Source organism: Arthrobacter sp. 10T425 (genome assembly GCF_056393985.1).
In genome coordinates this window covers 57,667-75,750 of record NZ_JBFTGZ010000011.1, presented here as the reverse complement: position 1 = coordinate 75,750, position 18,084 = coordinate 57,667, and the positions used below count along the sequence as shown (strand labels likewise).

Genomic DNA, 18,084 nt, shown 5'->3' with positions numbered 1-18,084 from the left:
GTCCAGCGCGGACGGTTCAGTGCGGTCTAGGGACGGGACCGCTTCGACCGAAAATGCGGCGGGTGGATGTGCATGCGGCTCAGCCCCCGGGCGGGGGCCGGAGAGACCGGCACCGGTCCGCCGGGCTCCGGTCCCGCTGCGGCAGCGGCCCGTCCGTAGCGGGCAGCCAACGGTGCGGCGCTGAAGCCGTGGGCCAGGACGCTGAGCAGTACGGTGGCGGCGATGACGGCCACAGCCTGATCGGACACTGGTCCAAGGGCTTCCAGTGCCAGCAGCGCGAACACCAGGGACGCCAGTCCGCGCGGGCCGAACCAGCCCACGAACAGGACGGTATTCCGGTCGAGGCCGGCGCCAATTGAGGCCAGCGCTACCGGCAGCATGCGCACCACCGTGAGGCTGAGCACGGCATACGCGATGGTCAGGGGGAGGGAGTGCTCCAGCATGATCGGCACGGTGATGGCTCCGAAGGCCAGCCACACGAGCAGGGACACCAGGCCGCTCATCTGCTCAACGAAAGCCAGTTCGGCCGGCCCCCGTTCCCCGGCGCAGGTGCCGAACGCCAACCCGGCGCAGAACGCGGCGACGAAGCCGTTGCCGCCCACCGCGAGTGCGGCGCTGTAGGAGAGCAGGCTCAGGGCCAGGACGCCGATGCCGGCGAAGTCCTCGGTTGCGGTCCCGCGCCGGCGGGCCAGCTGGAGCAGCCATCCTCCCGCGGCGCCGGCCGCTGCGCCGACACCGGCGCCGATGAGCAGCTCCATGGCCGCGCTGCCTGGGCCTTCGGCGCTCTCCAGGCCTGCTGCGGCGGCCGCGCCGGCGATGGCGAGCATGACGACCGGGGTGGCGATGCCGTCGTTGAGGCCGCTTTCGACCGTGATCAGCTGGCGGATCCGCGACGGCACCGCCGGATTCGTCACCACGGGTATTCCGAGTGCGGCGTCGGTAGGGGCAAGCGCAGCACCGACGAGGAGGGCCAGCCAGAACCCGAACTGGGGAAAGAACCAAGCGGCCAGGGCCCACCCGAACACAATCGTCAGCGGCAGACCGACTCCCAGCAGCCGCACGTAGCGGCTCACGTCTTGGCGCAATTGCTGGAGCGGCAAGCGGGCGGCGTCGGAGAAGAGCACCCACACCAGGGTGACCTCGACAACCGGGGTGATACTCGCCAAGGGCGACGGGCCACTAACCAGCCCGGACCAGGCCAGGGCTGCGCCGACAGCGGTGAACACAATAGGAGCGGTCAGGTCCGCCTGCTGCAGCCGCGCCGACACCAGCGCCCACGCGAACAGAAGGGCGGTGATGAGGACAATGACCGTCAGCTCCATGACGGATCGGCGCCCGTTTCCGTGGGCGCCGCGTGAGGGCGGCCCGATTCCAGCAGCCGGATGGGTCCGCCCACAGGGATCACGCTCCCTCCGCCGATTGCACTAAACGTTCCCCTGCAGTTCAGTGAATCCGCCGGCCCGGGACGGCGCCAGAGAACTAAGCCCTGTCCTTTGGGTCGAGGCGCCCAATGGCGCCCGCAAGCGGACTAAGTGTGCTCGCGGGCCGCCCGCGGGGCCGCGACCGAGCCGCGGCGGATCAGTGCGGCCGTGAATGTCGGTGCGGCCGCCGGTGCCTTGCGGCCTTCGATCTGCCGGATCAGGGCTGACGCGGCCGCTACGCCCATGTCGTAGACAGGCTGGGCGATAACCGTGAGCGGGGGCGTGGTCAGGCGCGTCCAGGCGAAGTCGTCATACATGAGGAAGGAGACATCACCCGGAATGGAGAGGCCGAGCTCGTGGATCGCTTCCACCACGCTGAGGCCGATCAGCCCGTCGGAGGCGATGATCGCCGTCGCCGGGTCAGGGCGCTGCACCAGCTCGCGGGTGATCTTCTTGATGGACTCGTCGTCGCCGGCGTTGAGGCGGATCAGATCGACGGGCAGGTCCAGCCCCGCCTCCTCGAATGCGCGTTTCATGCCGTCGCGCCGGTCCGAGATCTGGGACGAGTCCAGCTGCATGCCGTCGTGGTACGGCCCGGCTGTTTTCAGCGTGGAGACGAAGGCGATCCTCCGGTGGCCGGACTTGAGCAAATAGCTGGTGGATTCATGGGAGATGTCCTCCATGTCCACCGCCACGGTGTCGACGTCGAGCCCTGGCGCCTTGCGGTCCAAAAGGACCAGCGGACGGCCGGATTCGTAAACGCGCCGTAAATGTTGCGTTTCCACGGAAGACGCGGGTGCCACGATCAGGCCGTCAACGCGCTTGTCGAGGAGCACCCTGACGGCGTCGATTTCCGCCTCGGTATCCTCGTCCGTATTGATCAGGATGACATTGAATCCACTCCGCTTGGCGGTATCCGTAATGCCCCGCGTGGCCAGGCCGAAATGGGGGTTTTCGATGTCGCCGACCACCACCCCGATGGTGTGCGATTTCCCGGTGTTCATGCTGCGGGCGAGCTCGTTGGGCCGGTACTCCAGTTCCTCGGCGGCAGCCAGCACCCGCTCACGCACGTCGTCGCTCACGGCCCCGTAGTTGCCCAGGGCGCGGGCGGCCTGGGCCTTGGAAACCTGGGCTGCTTTGGCGACGTCGGCGACAGTGACATCGCGGCGCCGGGAAGCATCACTATTCATTACGGCCTTTCGTAGCGGACCCTTGACGCCTGATGTGGCTTCGATTACATTTCTAGCAATCGATGTGAGTCCGGTCTCAATCCTAGGGACTGAGACCGGACTCAGCAAGACTTCCATCGATAAAGTCCCACTCCACGGGGCCCACTGCCTGCCTGCCCCGCTGCTCACCCCCACGATTGGAAACGCTGTGAACACAGGAAACAAAATGCGCCCCGGGGCGCTCATCGCCGCTGCTGTTGCCGCGGTCCTGGCACTCTCCGGCTGCGGAGGCAGCTCATCCGCCTCGTCCTCGCCGGCGGACAACCCCTACGGCCTGATTGAAGCCGGCACCATCCGCGTTGCCAGCCTGGGTGATTCGAAGCCCTATACCTTTGCCGACGCCCAGGGTAACTTCACCGGCTTCGACGTCGAGCTCTTCAAAGACGTCGCCCACCGCGCCGGAGTGGACAAGGTCGTCTTCACCGGACAGGACTTCTCCGGGCTGCTCGCGGCCGTCTCCAACGGCCAGTTCGACGCCGGCGTTGCGGCGATCGGCATCACAGACAAGCGCAAACAAACCGTCGACTTCTCCGATGGCTACCTGGCCGGCTACTTGACCGTCATCACCACGAAAACCTCGGGCATCACCGGCGCCGACGGCCTCGGCGGAAAGCGTCTCGGCGTCGTGCAGGGAACGCTGCAGGAGGCTTACGCGGTCAAGAACTTCACCTCCGCGAGCCTGGTGCGCTTCCCGGACAACAACACCGCGATCGCCGCCGTCAACAGTGGATCCGTTGATGCACACTTCCTGGACTACGAGGCCGCCAAGGCCTATGAAACGCAGTACGGGCTGATCAGCGCCGCGGACATCCCGTCCTTCGACGCTCCCGCCGGCTTCGCCGTGGCCAAGGGCAAGACCGCTTTCAAGGACGCCCTCAATAAGGGCCTTGCCGCAGCCATGGAGGACGGCACCTGGAAGAAGCTCTACCAGAAGTGGTTCCCGGGCTCCCCGATGCCCGAGCAGTACCTGCCGAAAGCTGAGCAGACGGCAACGCCTGCGCCGAGCAAGTAAACGGCCCAGCAAGTAAGCGGCCGGCAACCAACAGGCACCGAACCATCGGCACGTCGGCACATAGCCCGGCTGCCACCTGACCGGGCGGGCCGCACTGCGCGGCCCGCCGGGTTCCACAAGCTATCTACGTCTGAGAGCAACCATGGACTGGTTAAGCACCATCACCCGCACCTTCTTCGACTTCGGCGCAATGGCCGAGGTCCTGCCCCAGCTTCTGGGAGTCGGTCTCCTCAATACCCTCATCATCTCCGTTGCGGCGACCATCATCGGCGTTGCCCTCGGCATGGTCGTCGCCGTGATGGGGATATCTCCCTCGCGGTGGCTTCGGGTTCCGGCCCGGATTTACACGGACCTCTTCCGCGGACTCCCCGCCATCCTGACCATCCTGCTGATCGGCCAGGGTTTCGCCCGCTTCAGCCAATCGATCTTCGGTCCCTCGCCCTACCCCCTGGGGATCATCGCCCTGAGCCTGATCGCCAGCGCCTACATCGGGGAGATCTTCCGCGCCGGTATCCAGAGCGTGGACAAAGGCCAGGGTGAGGCCTGCCGCGCGCTGGGCATGAGCTACGCGAAGTCCATGGCCCTGGTGGTGGTTCCGCAAGGCGTCCGCCGGGTCCTGCCAGCGCTGGTGAACCAGTTCATCGCGATCGTCAAGGACTCCTCGCTGGTTTATTTCCTGGGCCTGCTGGTCACGGAACGCGAGCTCTTCCGCGTGGGCCAGGACGCCGCCGTGCTTTCCGGCAACCTCTCGCCCCTGGTCATGGCCGGCATCTTCTACCTGCTGATCACGGTTCCGCTGACCCATCTGGTCAATTACTTCGATAACCGCTTCCGCACCGGCCGACGCCGCCCCGCCGCACCCAGCAGCGGTCTCAAGGAAGTCAAAGAACTCGCCGCGGCTTCACCGCTGACCACCGGGAGCAACACATGAGCCTCGCCAGCAACACCGCAAGCAGCACCAACAACGCCAGCAATGCCAAAGAATCAGTCCCGGACATCGAGACGTTCCACGGCTCCAGCCTGGAACTGCAGAACCTGACCATGGCCTACGGCGACGTCGAGGTGCTCCGCAATGTCAGCCTCAACGTCGCCCCGGGCACCACCACCTGCATCATCGGGCCCTCCGGCTCCGGCAAATCCACTCTCCTGCGCGGCGTCAACCGGCTTCACGAACCCAAGAGCGGGGACGTGCTCCTGGCCGGCGAGAGCGCCCTGCAGGTCAAACCGGACCTCCTGCGCAGCCGCATCGGCATGGTGTTCCAGCACTTCAACCTCTTCCCGGACCACACCGCCCTCGAGAACGTGGCGCTGGCCCTCTGGAGCGTCAAGGGCATGCCCAAGGCCGAAGCCAGGGAACGCGCCCGGCGCCGCCTAGCCGAGGTCGGTCTTGCCGAACGCGCCGACCACCGCCCCCGCGACCTCTCCGGCGGACAGCAGCAGCGCGTCGCGATTGCCCGAGCCCTGGCCATGGAACCGGAAGTCATGCTCTTCGACGAGGCCACCAGCGCCCTGGACCCGGAACTGGTCAAGGGCGTGCTGAACCTCATGGCAGGCCTGGGCCGCCGCGGCATGACCATGCTGGTGGTCACGCACGAGATGGGTTTTGCCCGCAAAGTCGCCGACCAGGTTGTCTTCATGGACGAAGGCGAGGTCGTCGAGTCCGGCACGCCCGCCGACCTCTTCGACAACCCGCAAAGCGAACGCCTCCAGCGATTCCTCTCGGAAGTGCTCTGATGGAGACCCTGAAGGGAAACACCGCGGCAGCACCCATCCGCACCGCCGTCGTGGGGTTCGGCATCTCGGGCAAAGTCTTCCACGCACCGCTGATCGCGGCGGATGCCAACTACTCGCTGGACGTGATCGTCACGGCGGATCAGGACCGCGCCTCGGAGGCGGCAAGGCTCTACCCGGACACCCGGATCGTCCCGACGCCGGAGGACCTGTTTGCGCTGTCCGGTGACCTCGATCTGGTGGTCCTCGGAACGCCACCGCTGACCCACTTCGACCTCGCCGCAACGGCCATCGCCCATGGCCTCCACGTGGTGGTGGACAAACCGTTCGTCACCACACCGGGCCAGGGGCAGGAGCTCATCTCCCGAGCGGCCGACGCCGGCGTGCAGCTCACGGTATTTCAGAACCGGCGCTGGGACGCCGATTTCCTGACGCTTCAGAAGCTTATCGGGGAAGGAGCGCTGGGCGAGGTCCGCAGCTTCGAGTCGCGCTTCGAATGGTGGCGGCCGGAGGGCTTCGGAAACTGGCGGGACACCGCCGCCGTGCCCGATGGCGGCGGCATCCTCAACGACCTCGGTGCCCACCTGATCGACCAGGCCGTCCAGCTCTTTGGCCCGGTGACCGAAAGCTACGGCGAAACGGCGAACCGCGGCCCGGATCCGGCCGGTGCCGACACCGAGGCCTTCGTGTCCCTGCTCCACGAATCCGGGGTCCGCTCACGGTTGTGGATGAACGGCATGACGGCGCAGGTCGGCCCACGCTTCCACGTCCTGGGCTCCCAGTCCGGCTACACGAAGTGGGGCCTGGACGGCCAGGAACCGGCCCTCGCGGCCGGAACGATACCCACGGACCCGGGCTACGGCGTCGAACCCCAAACCCATTGGGGGACCGTGGGTGTCGACGGAGACCTGCGGCCAGTCGCATCTGAACCCGGCGCCTATCCGCTGTTCTATGCAGAGCTCGCGACTGCCCTCCGTGGCAAGGGCCCACTTCCGGTCGACCCCGAAGAGTCCCTCGACGTCCTGAGCGTCATCCAAAATATCCGCGCCTTCGCATAGCCCGCACACCGGCTCCCAGTGCCCCTCACGGACACCCCAGATACCTCTACTTTAGGAAAGGCAGACCCATGTCCTCCACGCCCTCAACCAAGCGCATCGCCATCATCGGCGGTGGCATCCTCGGCGTCTCCACGGCCGTCCACCTGCTCCGCGACGGCGCCTCCGTCATCCTCCTGACCGAACACGGCCTCGCCAGCGAGGCCACCGGCCGCTCGCTCTCCTGGCTGAACTCCGCCGGAGAACGGTCCACACCGTACCACCAGCTCCGGGTCGCCGGCGTGGACCGCTACCGCACGCTCTTCGCCGCGGACCCCGGCCGGGACTGGCTGCAGTTCGGCGGTGGCCTCATGTGGAATCCCGCCGGCCAGGAAGCCGCCACGGAAGCCCGCCACTACTACGAGAAATCCATCGGCTATGACTCGAAGCTTCTGACACCCGCACAGGTTTCCTCGGCCACCCCCGGCATCGAACCGGATGCCGTTCCGGAGAACGCCATCTTCAACCCCGGTGAGGGCTGGGTCAGCCTGCCCGATCTGGTGGACTTCCTGATGGAGGAGTTCCACGCCCTGGGCGGTGAACTCGTACTCAACGCCGGCAAAGTGTCCGTGACGGTCGACGGCGGCCGGGCCACCGGCATCGAGACGGCCGCAGGCGAAACCCACGAGTCAGACGCTGTCCTCGTGGCATGCGGTGCCGCAACTCCCGCCGTCGTCGCCTCCCTCGGCGTCAAGATCCCCAACGGATCCCCGGTCTCCATGCTGGTGCTGACCAAACCCGTCGAGCACGAGCTGAAGGCCGTGCTGAACACCCCCCGGGCCGCCGTCCGGCCCAACCCCGGAAACACCCTTGCCCTGGACCACGACTGGTATGAAGGGCACATCGCCGAACACCCTGACGGCTCCTTCAGCATCCCCGATGACGTGGTCCAGGAACTCGCCGATGAAGCATCCAAGCTCATCGGCGGCAACCCCGACCTCAAACCGGCCTCCTGGAAGATCGGCTACAAGCCCATCCCGGGCGACGGCGAACCGGTCCTCGGCGAACTCGGCCAAGTGCCCGGCTGCTTCGTGGCCTTCACTCACTCGGGGGCCACGCTGGGCCTCATCGCAGGAGAACTTCTCGCGGGCGAGATCATGACCGGCACGAAGCACCCGATGCTGGCCACCTTCCGGCCGGGACGCTTCTCCTAGCCAGAGCCGCGGCTGCCAGACAGGCAGGGACGGCGTTCACCGGCCCTGCCTGCCTATGACCTGTCCTGCTCCTGCGCCGGCGGTGCCACCTTTGGGGCCAGATCCGTTGTTGTCTGGCGCCTGGGGCCGGGCTTCGGGCTACGGACTGGGGGAGGGGCTGGGGGACCCGGTACCGGATGGGGTGGTGGTGTTCCCGGGCAGCGTGGGTGACGGGCTGCCGGAGGCAGCCCCGGATCCGGGCGTCGCGGGCATGTACGACTGGTATTCGGGCAGCGTGGAGTCGAGGACCGGAAGCTGCAGCTCGGCCGACTTACCTGTGGAGTCCTCGCTCACCCGGACCGTGACCAGGGACCCGGGGGATCCCGTGGTGGGGTCCAGCATCATGGCCGGAGGCTGGGCCAAAGACGTTTCGCCGTTGGCCTTGACCGGAATCGATACCGTCGATCCGGAAGCGCCGGAGATGGTGACAACCGCGTCTTTGGCGGACGTGTTGAATACGGTGCCCATGATCCGTCCGGGCTGGTCCGCTCCGTGGGAGAGGATGAGCATGTCCGCCAGCTTCATCGGACCGACCACGGTGTTGATCCCGTTGGTCGCCGGCGTGATCTTCGTGGTTTCCGCGGGGTTGTCGGAGGAGCAGCCGGTTCCGGTCAGCAGCAGCACCCCCAACGTGAGGGCGGCGATCGCAGATCTGAATCCTGCCAGCAGGGTGGTGGGTGCCACGGCCGGCTCCTCTCGGCAGAAGCTGTCCGGTCACCTCCGATTATCGTCCCGGGCGGCGGGAAAATCGACCCGCCGTCGCTCCTGGTGGCCACCCAGCGGGCGGCGCCCGGCGGCGGCGCCACCGGCCGGCCTGAAATGCGCCTTGAGTTCGAGGATCCCGGGGGCCGGACCCGGCTGCGCCTCGGATGACCCCAAACGAGGATTCTTTACTGATTTGCGGATCAGTTTCCCCATAATTGCCGCAAATAGGTGATTATGGAGGTATGCCGAAAATCCGCATTTCCGAAGCAGCACGATTTCTCGGGGTCAGTGACGACACCGTCCGGCGCTGGACCGAGAATGGGATACTGACCCCGGTCAAGGATGACTCCGGCCGGCTGGCCGTGGACGGCCTGGAACTTGCCCACCTGGCCCGCGACCAGGCACAGCTTCCCGATGACCCCACCAAGATAGGCCGCTCCGCCCGCAACCGGTTCGTCGGCCTGGTCACGGGCATCACCGCTGACAAAGTCATGGCACAGGTTGAGCTGCAGTGCGGGCCCTTCCGCGTCGTGTCCCTGATGAGCAGCGAAGCCGTCCGGGAACTGGGCCTGGAACTTGGATCCGTGGCGACCGCCGTGGTCAAAGCCACCACCGTCATCATCGAAACGCCCCACGGAAAGAGCCTCATATGAGGACCGCCCGCAAGCACGTCCCCGCACTGCTGGCGGCCGGCGCCCTGGCCGCGGGCCTGGCCGGCTGTGCCGCCGGCACACCCGGGGCAGCCGGAACCGGCTCCAACTCCAGCGCCGGGGCCAGTGAGACCCCCACGCTGTCCGGAGCGATCACCGTGTACGCCGCGGCCTCGCTGAAATCGACCTTCACCAAGCTGGCCAGCGACTTCGAGGCGAAGAACCCCGACACCAAAATCACTTTGAACTTTGCCGGCTCCTCGGACCTGGTCACGCAGATCACCCAGGGCGCCCCGGCCGACGTCTTTGCCTCCGCCGACACCAAGAACATGGCCAAGCTGACCGATGCGGAACTGATCGACGGCGCCCCGGCCAACTTCGCCACGAACGTCCTGGAGATCGCGGTTCCGCCGTCCAACCCGGCATCGATCAGCTCCTTCGCCGACCTCGCCAAACCGGGCGTGAAGGTGGTGGTCTGCGCACCGCAGGTTCCCTGCGGCGCCGCGGCCGAGACCGTCGAAAAAGCCACCGGCACCACCCTGGCGCCGGTCAGCGAGGAATCGTCCGTCGCGGATGTCCTGGGCAAGGTCACCTCGGGTGAGGCCGACGCCGGGCTGGTCTATGTCACGGATGTCAGGAACGCCGGAGACAAGGTCAAAGGCATCCCCTTCGCCGAGTCGGACCAGGCCGTAAACACCTACCCGATCGCCACGGTCGGCACGAGCAAGAACAAGGAGCTCGCCGCTGCCTTCATCGCCGCGGTCACCGGCGGCGAGGGCAAGACGGTGCTGAGCGACGCCGGATTCGGCACCCCGTAAACGGCATGCACAGGCGCAGCGGCACCGGGTACACAGGCATCCCGGCATGGATTTACGCCATCGCGGCAGCAGGGGCACTCTTCGTCCTGCTGCCGCTGGTTGCAATGGTCGCCAAGGTCAACTGGTCCCAGTTCATCCCGCTGATCACCTCCGAATCCTCACTCACCGCGCTCGGCCTGAGCCTGCGTACCTCCGCGGCGAGCACCGCCTCCTGCATCGTCCTCGGCGTGCCGCTCGCACTCATCCTGGCCCGGAGCCCGTTCCCGGGCCAGCGCCTGCTCCGGGCCTTCGTCCTGCTGCCGCTGGTCCTGCCCCCCGTGGTGGGAGGCATCGCCCTGCTCTACACCTTCGGCCGCCAGGGACTGCTGGGCAGAAGCCTGGAACTGGCCGGAATCCAGATCGCCTTCTCCACCACCGCGGTCGTCCTCGCCCAGACGTACGTTGCCCTGCCGTTCCTGGTGGTCAGCCTCGAAGGCGCCCTGCGCACCGCCGGCAACAAGTACGAGGCGGTCGCCGCGACCCTCGGGGCGCGCCCGGGCACGGTGCTGCGCCGGGTGACCATCCCGCTGGTGCTCCCCGGCCTGGCCTCCGGCGCCGTTCTGTCCTTCGCCCGCAGCCTGGGCGAATTCGGTGCCACCCTGACCTTCGCCGGCAGCCTGCAGGGCGTCACCCGCACCCTGCCGCTGGAGATCTATCTGCAGCGCGAAACCGACGCCGACGCCGCCGTCGCGCTCTCTCTCCTGCTGGTCGCCGTGGCGGTGGCCGTCGTCGGGCTCTCCTACCGGCGCCCGCGCCTCGGCGTGGCACCGGAAGGAGCACTCCGGTGACCTTTCAGCTGGACGCAACCCTTGCCGCACGGGGCTTCGAGGTCTCCTTCAGCCTCGGACCGGCCGAGATAATCGCCATCCTCGGGCCCAACGGGGCCGGTAAATCGACGCTCCTCTCGATCATCTCGGGCCTGCTGCGCCCCGATGCCGGCAAGGCCACGATCGGCGAAAAAGTCCTGTTTGACCTGAGCGCGGACACCAACATCTGGCGTGCCCCGCATACCCGGGGCACGGCGCTGCTGGCCCAGGAAGCCCTCCTGTTTCCGCACCTCAACGCACTGGACAACGTCGCGTTCGGGCCACGCAGCGCCGGCGCCGCCAGCGCAGCGGCCCGCGAAACGGCCAGGCACTGGCTCAGCGAAGTCGACGCCGGCTCCCTCGCCTCCCGGCGCCCCGGACAGCTCTCCGGCGGACAGGCCCAGCGGGTGGCCGTGGCCCGCGCCCTCGCCGCCGACCCCGACCTGCTGCTCCTGGACGAGCCCATGGCCGCGCTCGACATCCATGCCGCCCCGCTGCTCCGCCGGCTCCTCAAGCGCGTCCTCGCCGGCCGCCGGGCCATCATCATCACCCACGACATCCTCGACGCCCTCATGCTGGCCGACCGGGTGATCGTCCTCGAGGACGGCCGGATCACCGAACAGGGCCCCACCCGCGAAGTCCTGGAAAAACCGCGCAGCCGGTTCGCCGCCGGACTGGCCGGGCTGAACCTGGTGGCGGGCACCGTCAGCGACGCCGGGGTGACCACCGCCGAGGGCATGGTCGTCGCGGGCCACCAGGACGAGTCCGTCGAGCCCGGGCAGGACGGAGTGGCGGTCTTTCCGCCCTCGGCGGTATCGGTGTTCCTCACCGAAGAGCACGGCAGCCCGCGAAACTCATTTCAAGTGATCATCACGGACCTGGAGCCCCACGGCGATCAGATCCGTGTCCGTGCCGGTCGACTCTCCGCCGACATCACCCCGGCCGCGTCAGCCGACCTCGGCCTCATCCCCGGAATGAGCGTCTACTTCGTCATCAAGGCCGCCGCCATCGCGATCTACCCGGCCTAGGGAGCTTCCGCACGTTCCGCCCGGCGGAGTAGTCTCGGTGCCGGGCGCTGCCGGCGCCGAGCGACTCCGCGAGGAAAGGAAGCTATGCCTGGAATGTATGTGGCGACCTCGACCATCACCATCGGGGCGCCCGCGAGCCGCGTATGGTCCGTGATCACCGATCCCGATGCCGCCAAGGAATTCATGTTCGGCACCGAACTCGTGACCGACTGGACGGTAGGCGGACCCATCCTGTGGCGGGGCACCTGGGACGGCAAGGAGTACGAGGACAGGGGCAGCATCCTCGAGTTTGAACCCGGACGGCGGCTTGTTGTCACGCACTTCAGCCCGTTGAGCGGCCAGGCGGATGCGCCGGAGAACTACCACACGCTGACCTGGACGCTCGAGGACCAGGCCGGTGCCACGCAACTGACGCTCGCCCAGGACAACAACGCCAGTGCCGAGGACGCCGACCACTCCAAGGGCATGTGGGACAGCCTGGTGAAGAGCGTGAAGGCGATCGCCGAGCGGGAAGAGTCAGGGCGCGATTAGGCAGTAAGACCGCGGGGCCAGATTCCGCTAGCGCCTACAGCAGGCTTGCCGCGATGTCCCTCCCGATCCTCTGCAGCAGGGCGGCGGAAAGTCCGGGGTCTTTGGCGGAGTCCTGGTCGGTGTACTCGGCCAGGGTGTAGACCCGGGTGAGCGCCAGTTCGGACCATCTTTCCCGGGGGAGGAGTGAACGGCCGGCCACCGCGATGATCGGGCGGGTTCCGGACCTCCGGGCGACGGCGGCGGGAAGTTTGCCGGCGAGGGTCTGCTCGTCGATGCTGCCTTCGCCGGTGATGACGACGTCGCAACTGTCCCTGCGGTTGTTGAAATCGAGTAGGTCCAGGAAGTAGTCGGCGCCCGAGACCTGCTTGGCGCCCAGCAGCAGGCAGGCGAAGCCGATCCCGCCGGCGCTTCCGGCGCCCTCGCGCTGCGCCAGTTCGGCGGCGTCCTCAAATCCGGCGTCCGTCAACGTGGCGACGAGGTGCGCCAGCCCGTGCTCCAGTGCCGCAATGTCCTGCGGTCCGGCGCCCTTTTGGGGTCCGAAGACCGCCGGTGCGCCGTCGGGCCCGAGCAGTGGATTGTGGACGTCGCTGGCGACCACGAGTTCCGTGCTGTCCAGTTCGGGGAACCTGGTCCGGCGGATGGTGTGGATCTGCGCCAGTGACTCTCCGCTGCCGTGGAGCTGCCGGCCGCGGCCGTCGTGGAAGCGGTAGCCCAGGGCGGTGAGCATTCCCATGCCGCCGTCGGTGCTGGCACTTCCGCCCAGCGCCAGGACGATCCTGGCCGGGTTGAGACTGAGGGCGAACAGGATCGCTTCCCCAAAGCCCCGGCTGGAGGCCGCCAAGGGTTCCAGCTGGCCCGCCGGCAGGAGCGCCAGACCGCAGGTGTTGGCGACCTCGACGACGGCGGTGGTGCCGTCAAACGCGATGCCGGCCGGGACAGGCTGGCCGGTGGGCCCGGTGACAGTGTGGCGGTGCCGGGTGAAGCCGGCGGCGACGGCGGCGTCCACACTGCCGTCCCCGCCGTCGGCCAGGGGAAGCAGCTCGCAGTGGACCGCTCCGGCCCCGCCGGTGGAGCCGGCTCCGGCGCGGAGCCCTGCGGCCAGGGCGTCGGCTACCTCGCCGGCCGTGAGGCTGCCTTTGAACTTGTCCGGTGCGATGAGGGTCCGCACGGTTTTCGGGGCGGTGGTGTTGAACATGTCAGATGGTTTCCGAGTAGGCGGGGCGGCGGGTGTCCTTGGCCGTCGAATCGGCATCGGCGGCTTCTGTGCGCTCCGGGTGGTTGTCCGGGTGCGTGTGGTGGCCGTATTCGATCAGGTCATCGTCGATGTCGCCGTAGCCGTCCGGGAGGATCGGATCCTCGCTGGGCAGCGGCTCAACAGTTTCGCCGTTGAAGACGCGGCGGACGCGGTCCGCGTCCAGGGTGCGGTCCCACCAGGCGATGAACAAGGTGGCGACGGCATTCCCGGTGAAGTTCACCAGGGCCCGGCACTCGGACATGAACTTGTCGATGCCGAAGATAAGCATGATGCCGGCGGCAGGGATGGTGCCGAGTGTGGCCAGGGTGGCGGTCAGGGCGATGAAGCCGCCGCCGGCGACGCCTGCCGCGCCCTTGGAGGTGAGCAGCATGACCGCGATGAGGCCCAGTTGCTGGCCGATGGTCAGGTTCGTGTTGGTTGCCTGGGCGATGTAGACGGCGGCCAGGGAAAGGTAGATGGCGGCGCCGTCGAGGTTGAAGCTGTAGCCCGTGGGGACCACGAGCCCGACCGTTTCCTTCTTCACACCGGCGTGCTCGAGTTTGCGCATCAGGCCCGGGAGGGCCGGTTCGGCAGTGGAGGTGCCCAGAATGAGCAGGTACTCCTCTTTGAGGTGGCGGATCATCTTGAAGATGTTCAGCTTCAGGAAGGCCATGACGGAGCCGAGGACCACGACGACGAAGAGGATCGAGGTGGCGTAGAAGAGGGCGATCAGCCCGCCCATGCTGGAGAGGGAAGAGACGCCGTACTTGCCGACGGCGAAGGCCATCGCGCCGAACGCGCCCAGCGGGGCGGCCTTCATGATGAAGCCCAGGATTTTGAACATGACCCCGGTGAGGCGCTGGACACCGTCCAGGACGGGCGCCCCGACCTTGCCCATGGCGTTCAGCGCGACGCCGAAGATCACGGCGATGAAGATGATCTGGAGGATGTCGCCTTCCACGAAGGGCGCGACAACGCTGGTGGGGATGATGTGGGTCAGGAACTGCCACCATTCCTGGTGGGCGCCGGCGTCGATGAGTTTGGCCGCGGAGTCCGTCGTCTTGATCGCGCTGGCGTCTGCGTTGACGCCGTCGCCGAGGCGGAAGACGTTGATGGCGACCAGGCCAAAGAGCAGGGCAAAGATCGTGCCGATCTGGAAATACGTCAAGGCCTTCAGCCCGGTCATGCCGACCTTCTTCAGATCCGCGACGCTGGCGATGCCGCCGACGATGGTCAGGAACACGATCGGGCCGATCAGCATTCTCATGGCGTTGACGAAGGTGGTGCCGATCGGTTCCATGGCGATGCCCGCGGCCGGGGCCAGCCAGCCCACCAGAATGCCGAGGACGATGCCGGTCAATACCCAGAAGTACAGCTGCCTGTACCAGCGTTTCTTGGGGGCCGGGATGTCCGTGCCCGCGGTGGTGATGTGTCCCATGATTCCTACCTCATTGTGGAATGTCTCTGGAGATGCTTTAAGTGTGGGGGTTTGCACGGGGCGGGTGCCAGTTCGGCGCAGCCGCCCCGTGCAGTGTGTAGCGTTCGACGCCGGCCGCGCGGCCGCCGTCGTCCGTTTCAGTGCGCCGCAGCGCTGGACGGAAGCGTTAGACGGCCGCCAGGGTGCGGGCCAGGGCCTCGATGATGGCGTCGGTGACGCCCGCGGTGGTGGCGTCGCCGCCGACGTCGCGGGTCAGGTGTCCGGCGCCGGTCGCCTCTTCGATGGCGGCCTCGACGCGGCGGGCTTCCTCGTGCAGGCCGAAGTGGTCCAGCATCAGGGCTGCGCTGGCGATCGCGCCGATCGGGTTGCTGATGCCCTTGCCCGCGATGTCCGGGGCCGAGCCGTGCACCGGCTCGAACATGGACGGGAAGCGGCGCTCCGGGTTCAGGTTTGCGCTGGCCGCCAGGCCGAGGCTGCCGGCCAGGGCCGAGCCGAGGTCGGAGAGAATGTCGGCGTTCAGGTTGGAGGCGACGACCACGGAGAGGTCTTCCGGGTGCAGGATGAACTTGGCGCTCATCGCGTCGACCAGGACGCTCTCGGTGGCGACATCGGGGTAGTCCAGGGCAACACGCTGGAAGGTTTCGTCCCACAGGACCATGCCGTACTGCTGGGCGTTGGACTTGGTGACGGAGGAGACCTTCTTCACCGTGCGGGTCCGGGCCAGATCGAACGCGAAGCGCATGATGCGCTCGCAGCCTTTCTCGGTGAACAGCGCGGTCTGCAGGGCGACCTCGTTGCCCGGACCGCGGCCGCTGAGGTTCCGCCCGCCGAGGCCGGCATACTCGCCTTCGCTGTTTTCGCGGACCACAATCCAGTCGAGCTCGGTGCTGTCGGCCTTGCGCAGCGGGGACTGGACGCCCGGGAGGAACTTCACCGGACGGATGTTGGCCCACTGGTCAAAGTTCTGCGTGATATTCAGGCGCAGGCCCCAGAGGCTGATGTGGTCCGGGACGTTTTCCCAGCCGACAGCGCCGAAGTAGATGGCGTCGAAGTCCTTGAGGGTGTCCAGTCCGTCGGGGTCCATCATCTGGCCCGTCTTGGCGTAGTACTCGCAGCCCCACGGGAACTCGGTCCATTCGAAGGCGAACTTGCCGCCGGAATTCTGCGCCAGGGCGTCCAGGACCCGGCGTCCGGCGGAGACGACCTCTTTGCCGACGCCGTCCGCGGGGATTGAAGCGATGCTGAATGTCTGGGTGGCGCTCATGTGCCGACCTCCTCGTTGAGTGTGTTAGCAGCGTCACACTGCCTTCCTCTTCAAGTAGACGGGCCGGCACCACATGCCGTCCAAGACCAAGATCCGATCCGCTAGATAGGTTCAGCCTATTGATGATGCGCCGGGGGAGGCGTGTCTGTCCTTCCTTGCGGTGGCGGGGCCGCGTGCAGCCGCGCCACCGCCAGGAAGGACCGGGCTGCGGGGGTCAGGTCGTCCCTCCTGCTGAGAACGGCAACATCCAGGTAGGACACGGGTTCGATCAGCAGCGTCCGGAGCCCCGATTTGTGGGCCAGGGGCGCCCACGACGACGGCATCACGGCGTGGCCGACCCCGGCCAGGACCAACGGCAGGATCGAGGTCCGGTGGGCGACCTCGACGACGATTTCGGCGTCGATCCCCCGCGCCAGTGCATCGTCCACAAGCCAGCGCATCAGCGAACCACGCTGGCTCGCGACCAGGCGGTGGCCGGCCAGCTCCTCGCGTTGGATCGTTGTTGCGGCGCCAAACGTATCGGACTGGGGATTGACGAGAAGGATCAGCGGCTGGCGATCGAGCTCCAGCACCTCAACGCCGGGAACCTTAATGGGCGTGGGGGAGCCTGCCAGCCCGATCTCCGTGCTGCCGCTTCGGACAGACTCGATGACGTCCTCCGGGGTGAAGGCGGCGCTGACATTGAGCCTGACCAGGGGATGCGCCCGGGTGAAGGCGGCGATCATCGAGGACAGGGGCTCGATCCCGGGCGAGGGCATCGTGACGATGTCCAGCCGTCCGCTGCGCAGCCCGCGCACCGACTGCACCGCGGACTGCGCAGCATCGAGGTTGCGCATCACGAGCCGGGCCGGCCCGATCAGCTCCTTGCCCGCCTCGGTGAGCACCGCCCGCCGCCCGATCCGGTGGAAGAGCGGCACGCCCAGCTCCTTCTCGAGGGCGGCGATGGTCTGCGAGAGCGATGGCTGGGCGATGAGCAGGTGCTCCGCGGCCCGGCTGAACCCGTCGTGGTCAACAACAGCCAGAAAATACTTCAGCTTTCGGGTGTCCACCCTGGCTCCTTCACCGGTTTTTGCGCTTGACGGTTGCCGTGCGGCCGCCTGATCGATGAGTCCGAGCCTATTTCCTGCCGACGATTCGGATGAGCATTTGTTCCACCTCCGCGGCAAAGAACATGATCGCCGCTCGCCGTCGTCCGCGCCTCCCGCGTCTCGGCCGCGCTACGGCAGCCGGGAGGGGCGCAGCAGCGTGGGGACGCCGGCCTGCCCGGGGTCGAGCGGGAGGGGGCTGACCAGCACGGCCGGGCCGCGGCTCAGGAGGCCGGTCGAAAGCGGCTGGCAGCGCACGCCTCCCCGGCCGCGCATGGCGGCGTGCGCGCCGGGGGCAAGCATCCGGTCCATCCAGGCGCAGGGGTGGGCTGGCCGTCCGGCCCGGAGCCGGACCACGTTGCCCTTCGATTCGAGCGCGAACTCTTCGCCGAGCAGGGGAGCGAGCTGGGCGCCCCGGAGGACCACATTGCGCCGGGTCAGGAGCGGGTCAAAGGGGCCGGCTGCCAGTTCCTTGGCCATCGCCTCGAGGGCCTCGATCGAGAGGAGGGTGACGGCGGCGTCCATGTGCGCGGCCTTGCCGAAGAACCGGTCGCCGACGATGCCCTTGCCGGCCACCAGCTCCACTTGGTCCGCGTCCGTCGTGGGGACCTGCGCCGCACCATCGCGGGCACGGCCGAAGTAGGCGTGTGCCGGCGAGACAAGGAGGTGCAGAATCTCGACGTCGTACCTGTAGCTTGCCGTCATGCCCTAAAACTATCCTCCCTCGTGGCGCCGGCGCGCCAAGTCGCCGGAAACGTGCGGACACGCCGTAACCTTGCGGCGATCTCGCAAGCTTCCCGCGAACT

At 67.5% G+C, this 18,084-nt stretch carries 18 protein-coding genes; 10 read left to right on the top strand and 8 right to left on the bottom strand.

Annotation, left to right across the window (positions count from 1 at the left end; translation table 11 throughout):
• Window positions 1–26 precede the first annotated feature (26 nt).
• The gene (locus AC1DDH_RS13980) at window positions 27–1,322 is read right to left on the bottom strand and encodes a cation:proton antiporter (RefSeq protein ID WP_476955651.1); all 1,296 of its coding nucleotides are present in this window, start codon (window positions 1,320–1,322) and stop codon (window positions 27–29) included.
• 206 nt (window positions 1,323–1,528) lie between these two features.
• Window positions 1,529–2,611, bottom strand: coding sequence for a LacI family DNA-binding transcriptional regulator (locus AC1DDH_RS13975; RefSeq protein ID WP_476859935.1), 1,083 nt, complete (start codon window positions 2,609–2,611; stop codon window positions 1,529–1,531).
• A gap of 205 nt (window positions 2,612–2,816) precedes the next feature.
• Between AC1DDH_RS13975 and AC1DDH_RS13970 the strand changes: the two genes are divergently transcribed.
• From AC1DDH_RS13970 to AC1DDH_RS13950, 5 genes are all read left to right on the top strand, one after another.
• Entirely contained in the window at window positions 2,817–3,662 is an 846-nt protein-coding gene (locus AC1DDH_RS13970) for an ABC transporter substrate-binding protein (RefSeq protein WP_223913949.1), read from the top strand.
• Window positions 3,663–3,804: 142 nt separating this feature from the next.
• Window positions 3,805–4,593: an amino acid ABC transporter permease gene (locus tag AC1DDH_RS13965; RefSeq protein WP_018775513.1), complete on the top strand. Its 789-nt coding sequence runs from the start codon at window positions 3,805–3,807 to the stop codon at window positions 4,591–4,593.
• Window positions 4,590–5,396, top strand: a complete 807-nt coding sequence (locus AC1DDH_RS13960; RefSeq protein WP_476955650.1) for an amino acid ABC transporter ATP-binding protein — start codon at window positions 4,590–4,592, stop codon at window positions 5,394–5,396. Before AC1DDH_RS13965 ends, AC1DDH_RS13960 begins: the two co-directional genes overlap by 4 nt.
• Window positions 5,396–6,451, top strand: coding sequence for a Gfo/Idh/MocA family protein (locus AC1DDH_RS13955; protein WP_476873415.1), 1,056 nt, complete (start codon window positions 5,396–5,398; stop codon window positions 6,449–6,451). The genes AC1DDH_RS13960 and AC1DDH_RS13955 overlap by 1 nt, the downstream gene beginning before the upstream one ends.
• A gap of 68 nt (window positions 6,452–6,519) precedes the next feature.
• A complete protein-coding gene (locus tag AC1DDH_RS13950) occupies window positions 6,520–7,641 on the top strand; it encodes an NAD(P)/FAD-dependent oxidoreductase (protein WP_476873414.1) in 1,122 nt (373 codons plus the stop codon).
• 138 nt (window positions 7,642–7,779) lie between these two features.
• Here the strand turns inward: AC1DDH_RS13950 and AC1DDH_RS13945 are convergent, their stop codons facing one another.
• Window positions 7,780–8,364, bottom strand: a complete 585-nt coding sequence (locus tag AC1DDH_RS13945) for a hypothetical protein (protein ID WP_476955649.1) — start codon at window positions 8,362–8,364, stop codon at window positions 7,780–7,782.
• A gap of 263 nt (window positions 8,365–8,627) precedes the next feature.
• Between AC1DDH_RS13945 and AC1DDH_RS13940 the strand changes: the two genes are divergently transcribed.
• The 5 genes from AC1DDH_RS13940 (at window position 8,628) to AC1DDH_RS13920 (ending at window position 12,257) form a co-directional block, all read left to right on the top strand.
• Window positions 8,628–9,038, top strand: a complete 411-nt coding sequence (locus AC1DDH_RS13940) for a TOBE domain-containing protein (RefSeq protein WP_223913528.1) — start codon at window positions 8,628–8,630, stop codon at window positions 9,036–9,038.
• Complete coding sequence (gene modA / locus AC1DDH_RS13935; RefSeq protein WP_476955648.1) at window positions 9,035–9,853, top strand: molybdate ABC transporter substrate-binding protein; 819 nt, start codon at window positions 9,035–9,037, stop codon at window positions 9,851–9,853. The genes AC1DDH_RS13940 and modA overlap by 4 nt, the downstream gene beginning before the upstream one ends.
• A 5-nt stretch (window positions 9,854–9,858) precedes the next feature.
• On the top strand, window positions 9,859–10,680 hold the full coding sequence (locus AC1DDH_RS13930) for an ABC transporter permease (protein WP_476955647.1): 822 nt from the start codon (window positions 9,859–9,861) through the stop codon (window positions 10,678–10,680).
• Complete coding sequence (locus tag AC1DDH_RS13925; protein WP_476955646.1) at window positions 10,677–11,726, top strand: sulfate/molybdate ABC transporter ATP-binding protein; 1,050 nt, start codon at window positions 10,677–10,679, stop codon at window positions 11,724–11,726. The genes AC1DDH_RS13930 and AC1DDH_RS13925 overlap by 4 nt, the downstream gene beginning before the upstream one ends.
• A gap of 84 nt (window positions 11,727–11,810) precedes the next feature.
• Window positions 11,811–12,257, top strand: a complete 447-nt coding sequence (locus tag AC1DDH_RS13920; protein ID WP_476955645.1) for an SRPBCC domain-containing protein — start codon at window positions 11,811–11,813, stop codon at window positions 12,255–12,257.
• Between the two features lie 34 nt (window positions 12,258–12,291).
• Here the strand turns inward: AC1DDH_RS13920 and AC1DDH_RS13915 are convergent, their stop codons facing one another.
• The 5 genes from AC1DDH_RS13915 to AC1DDH_RS13895 all read right to left on the bottom strand — a co-directional run bounded on the left by AC1DDH_RS13915 (window position 12,292) and on the right by AC1DDH_RS13895 (window position 17,983).
• Complete coding sequence (locus AC1DDH_RS13915; protein ID WP_476955644.1) at window positions 12,292–13,452, bottom strand: glycerate kinase; 1,161 nt, start codon at window positions 13,450–13,452, stop codon at window positions 12,292–12,294.
• Between the two features lies 1 nt (window position 13,453).
• Window positions 13,454–14,929, bottom strand: a complete 1,476-nt coding sequence (gene dctA / locus AC1DDH_RS13910; protein WP_476955643.1) for a C4-dicarboxylate transporter DctA — start codon at window positions 14,927–14,929, stop codon at window positions 13,454–13,456.
• A gap of 166 nt (window positions 14,930–15,095) precedes the next feature.
• Window positions 15,096–16,193: a tartrate dehydrogenase gene (locus AC1DDH_RS13905; RefSeq protein WP_476955642.1), complete on the bottom strand. Its 1,098-nt coding sequence runs from the start codon at window positions 16,191–16,193 to the stop codon at window positions 15,096–15,098.
• 116 nt (window positions 16,194–16,309) lie between these two features.
• Window positions 16,310–17,242 (bottom strand): LysR family transcriptional regulator, encoded by a 933-nt coding sequence (locus AC1DDH_RS13900; protein ID WP_476951762.1) that lies wholly within the window; start codon window positions 17,240–17,242, stop codon window positions 16,310–16,312.
• Between the two features lie 168 nt (window positions 17,243–17,410).
• Window positions 17,411–17,983, bottom strand: coding sequence for an MOSC domain-containing protein (locus tag AC1DDH_RS13895; protein ID WP_476873407.1), 573 nt, complete (start codon window positions 17,981–17,983; stop codon window positions 17,411–17,413).
• Between the last annotated feature and the right edge of the window lie 101 nt (window positions 17,984–18,084).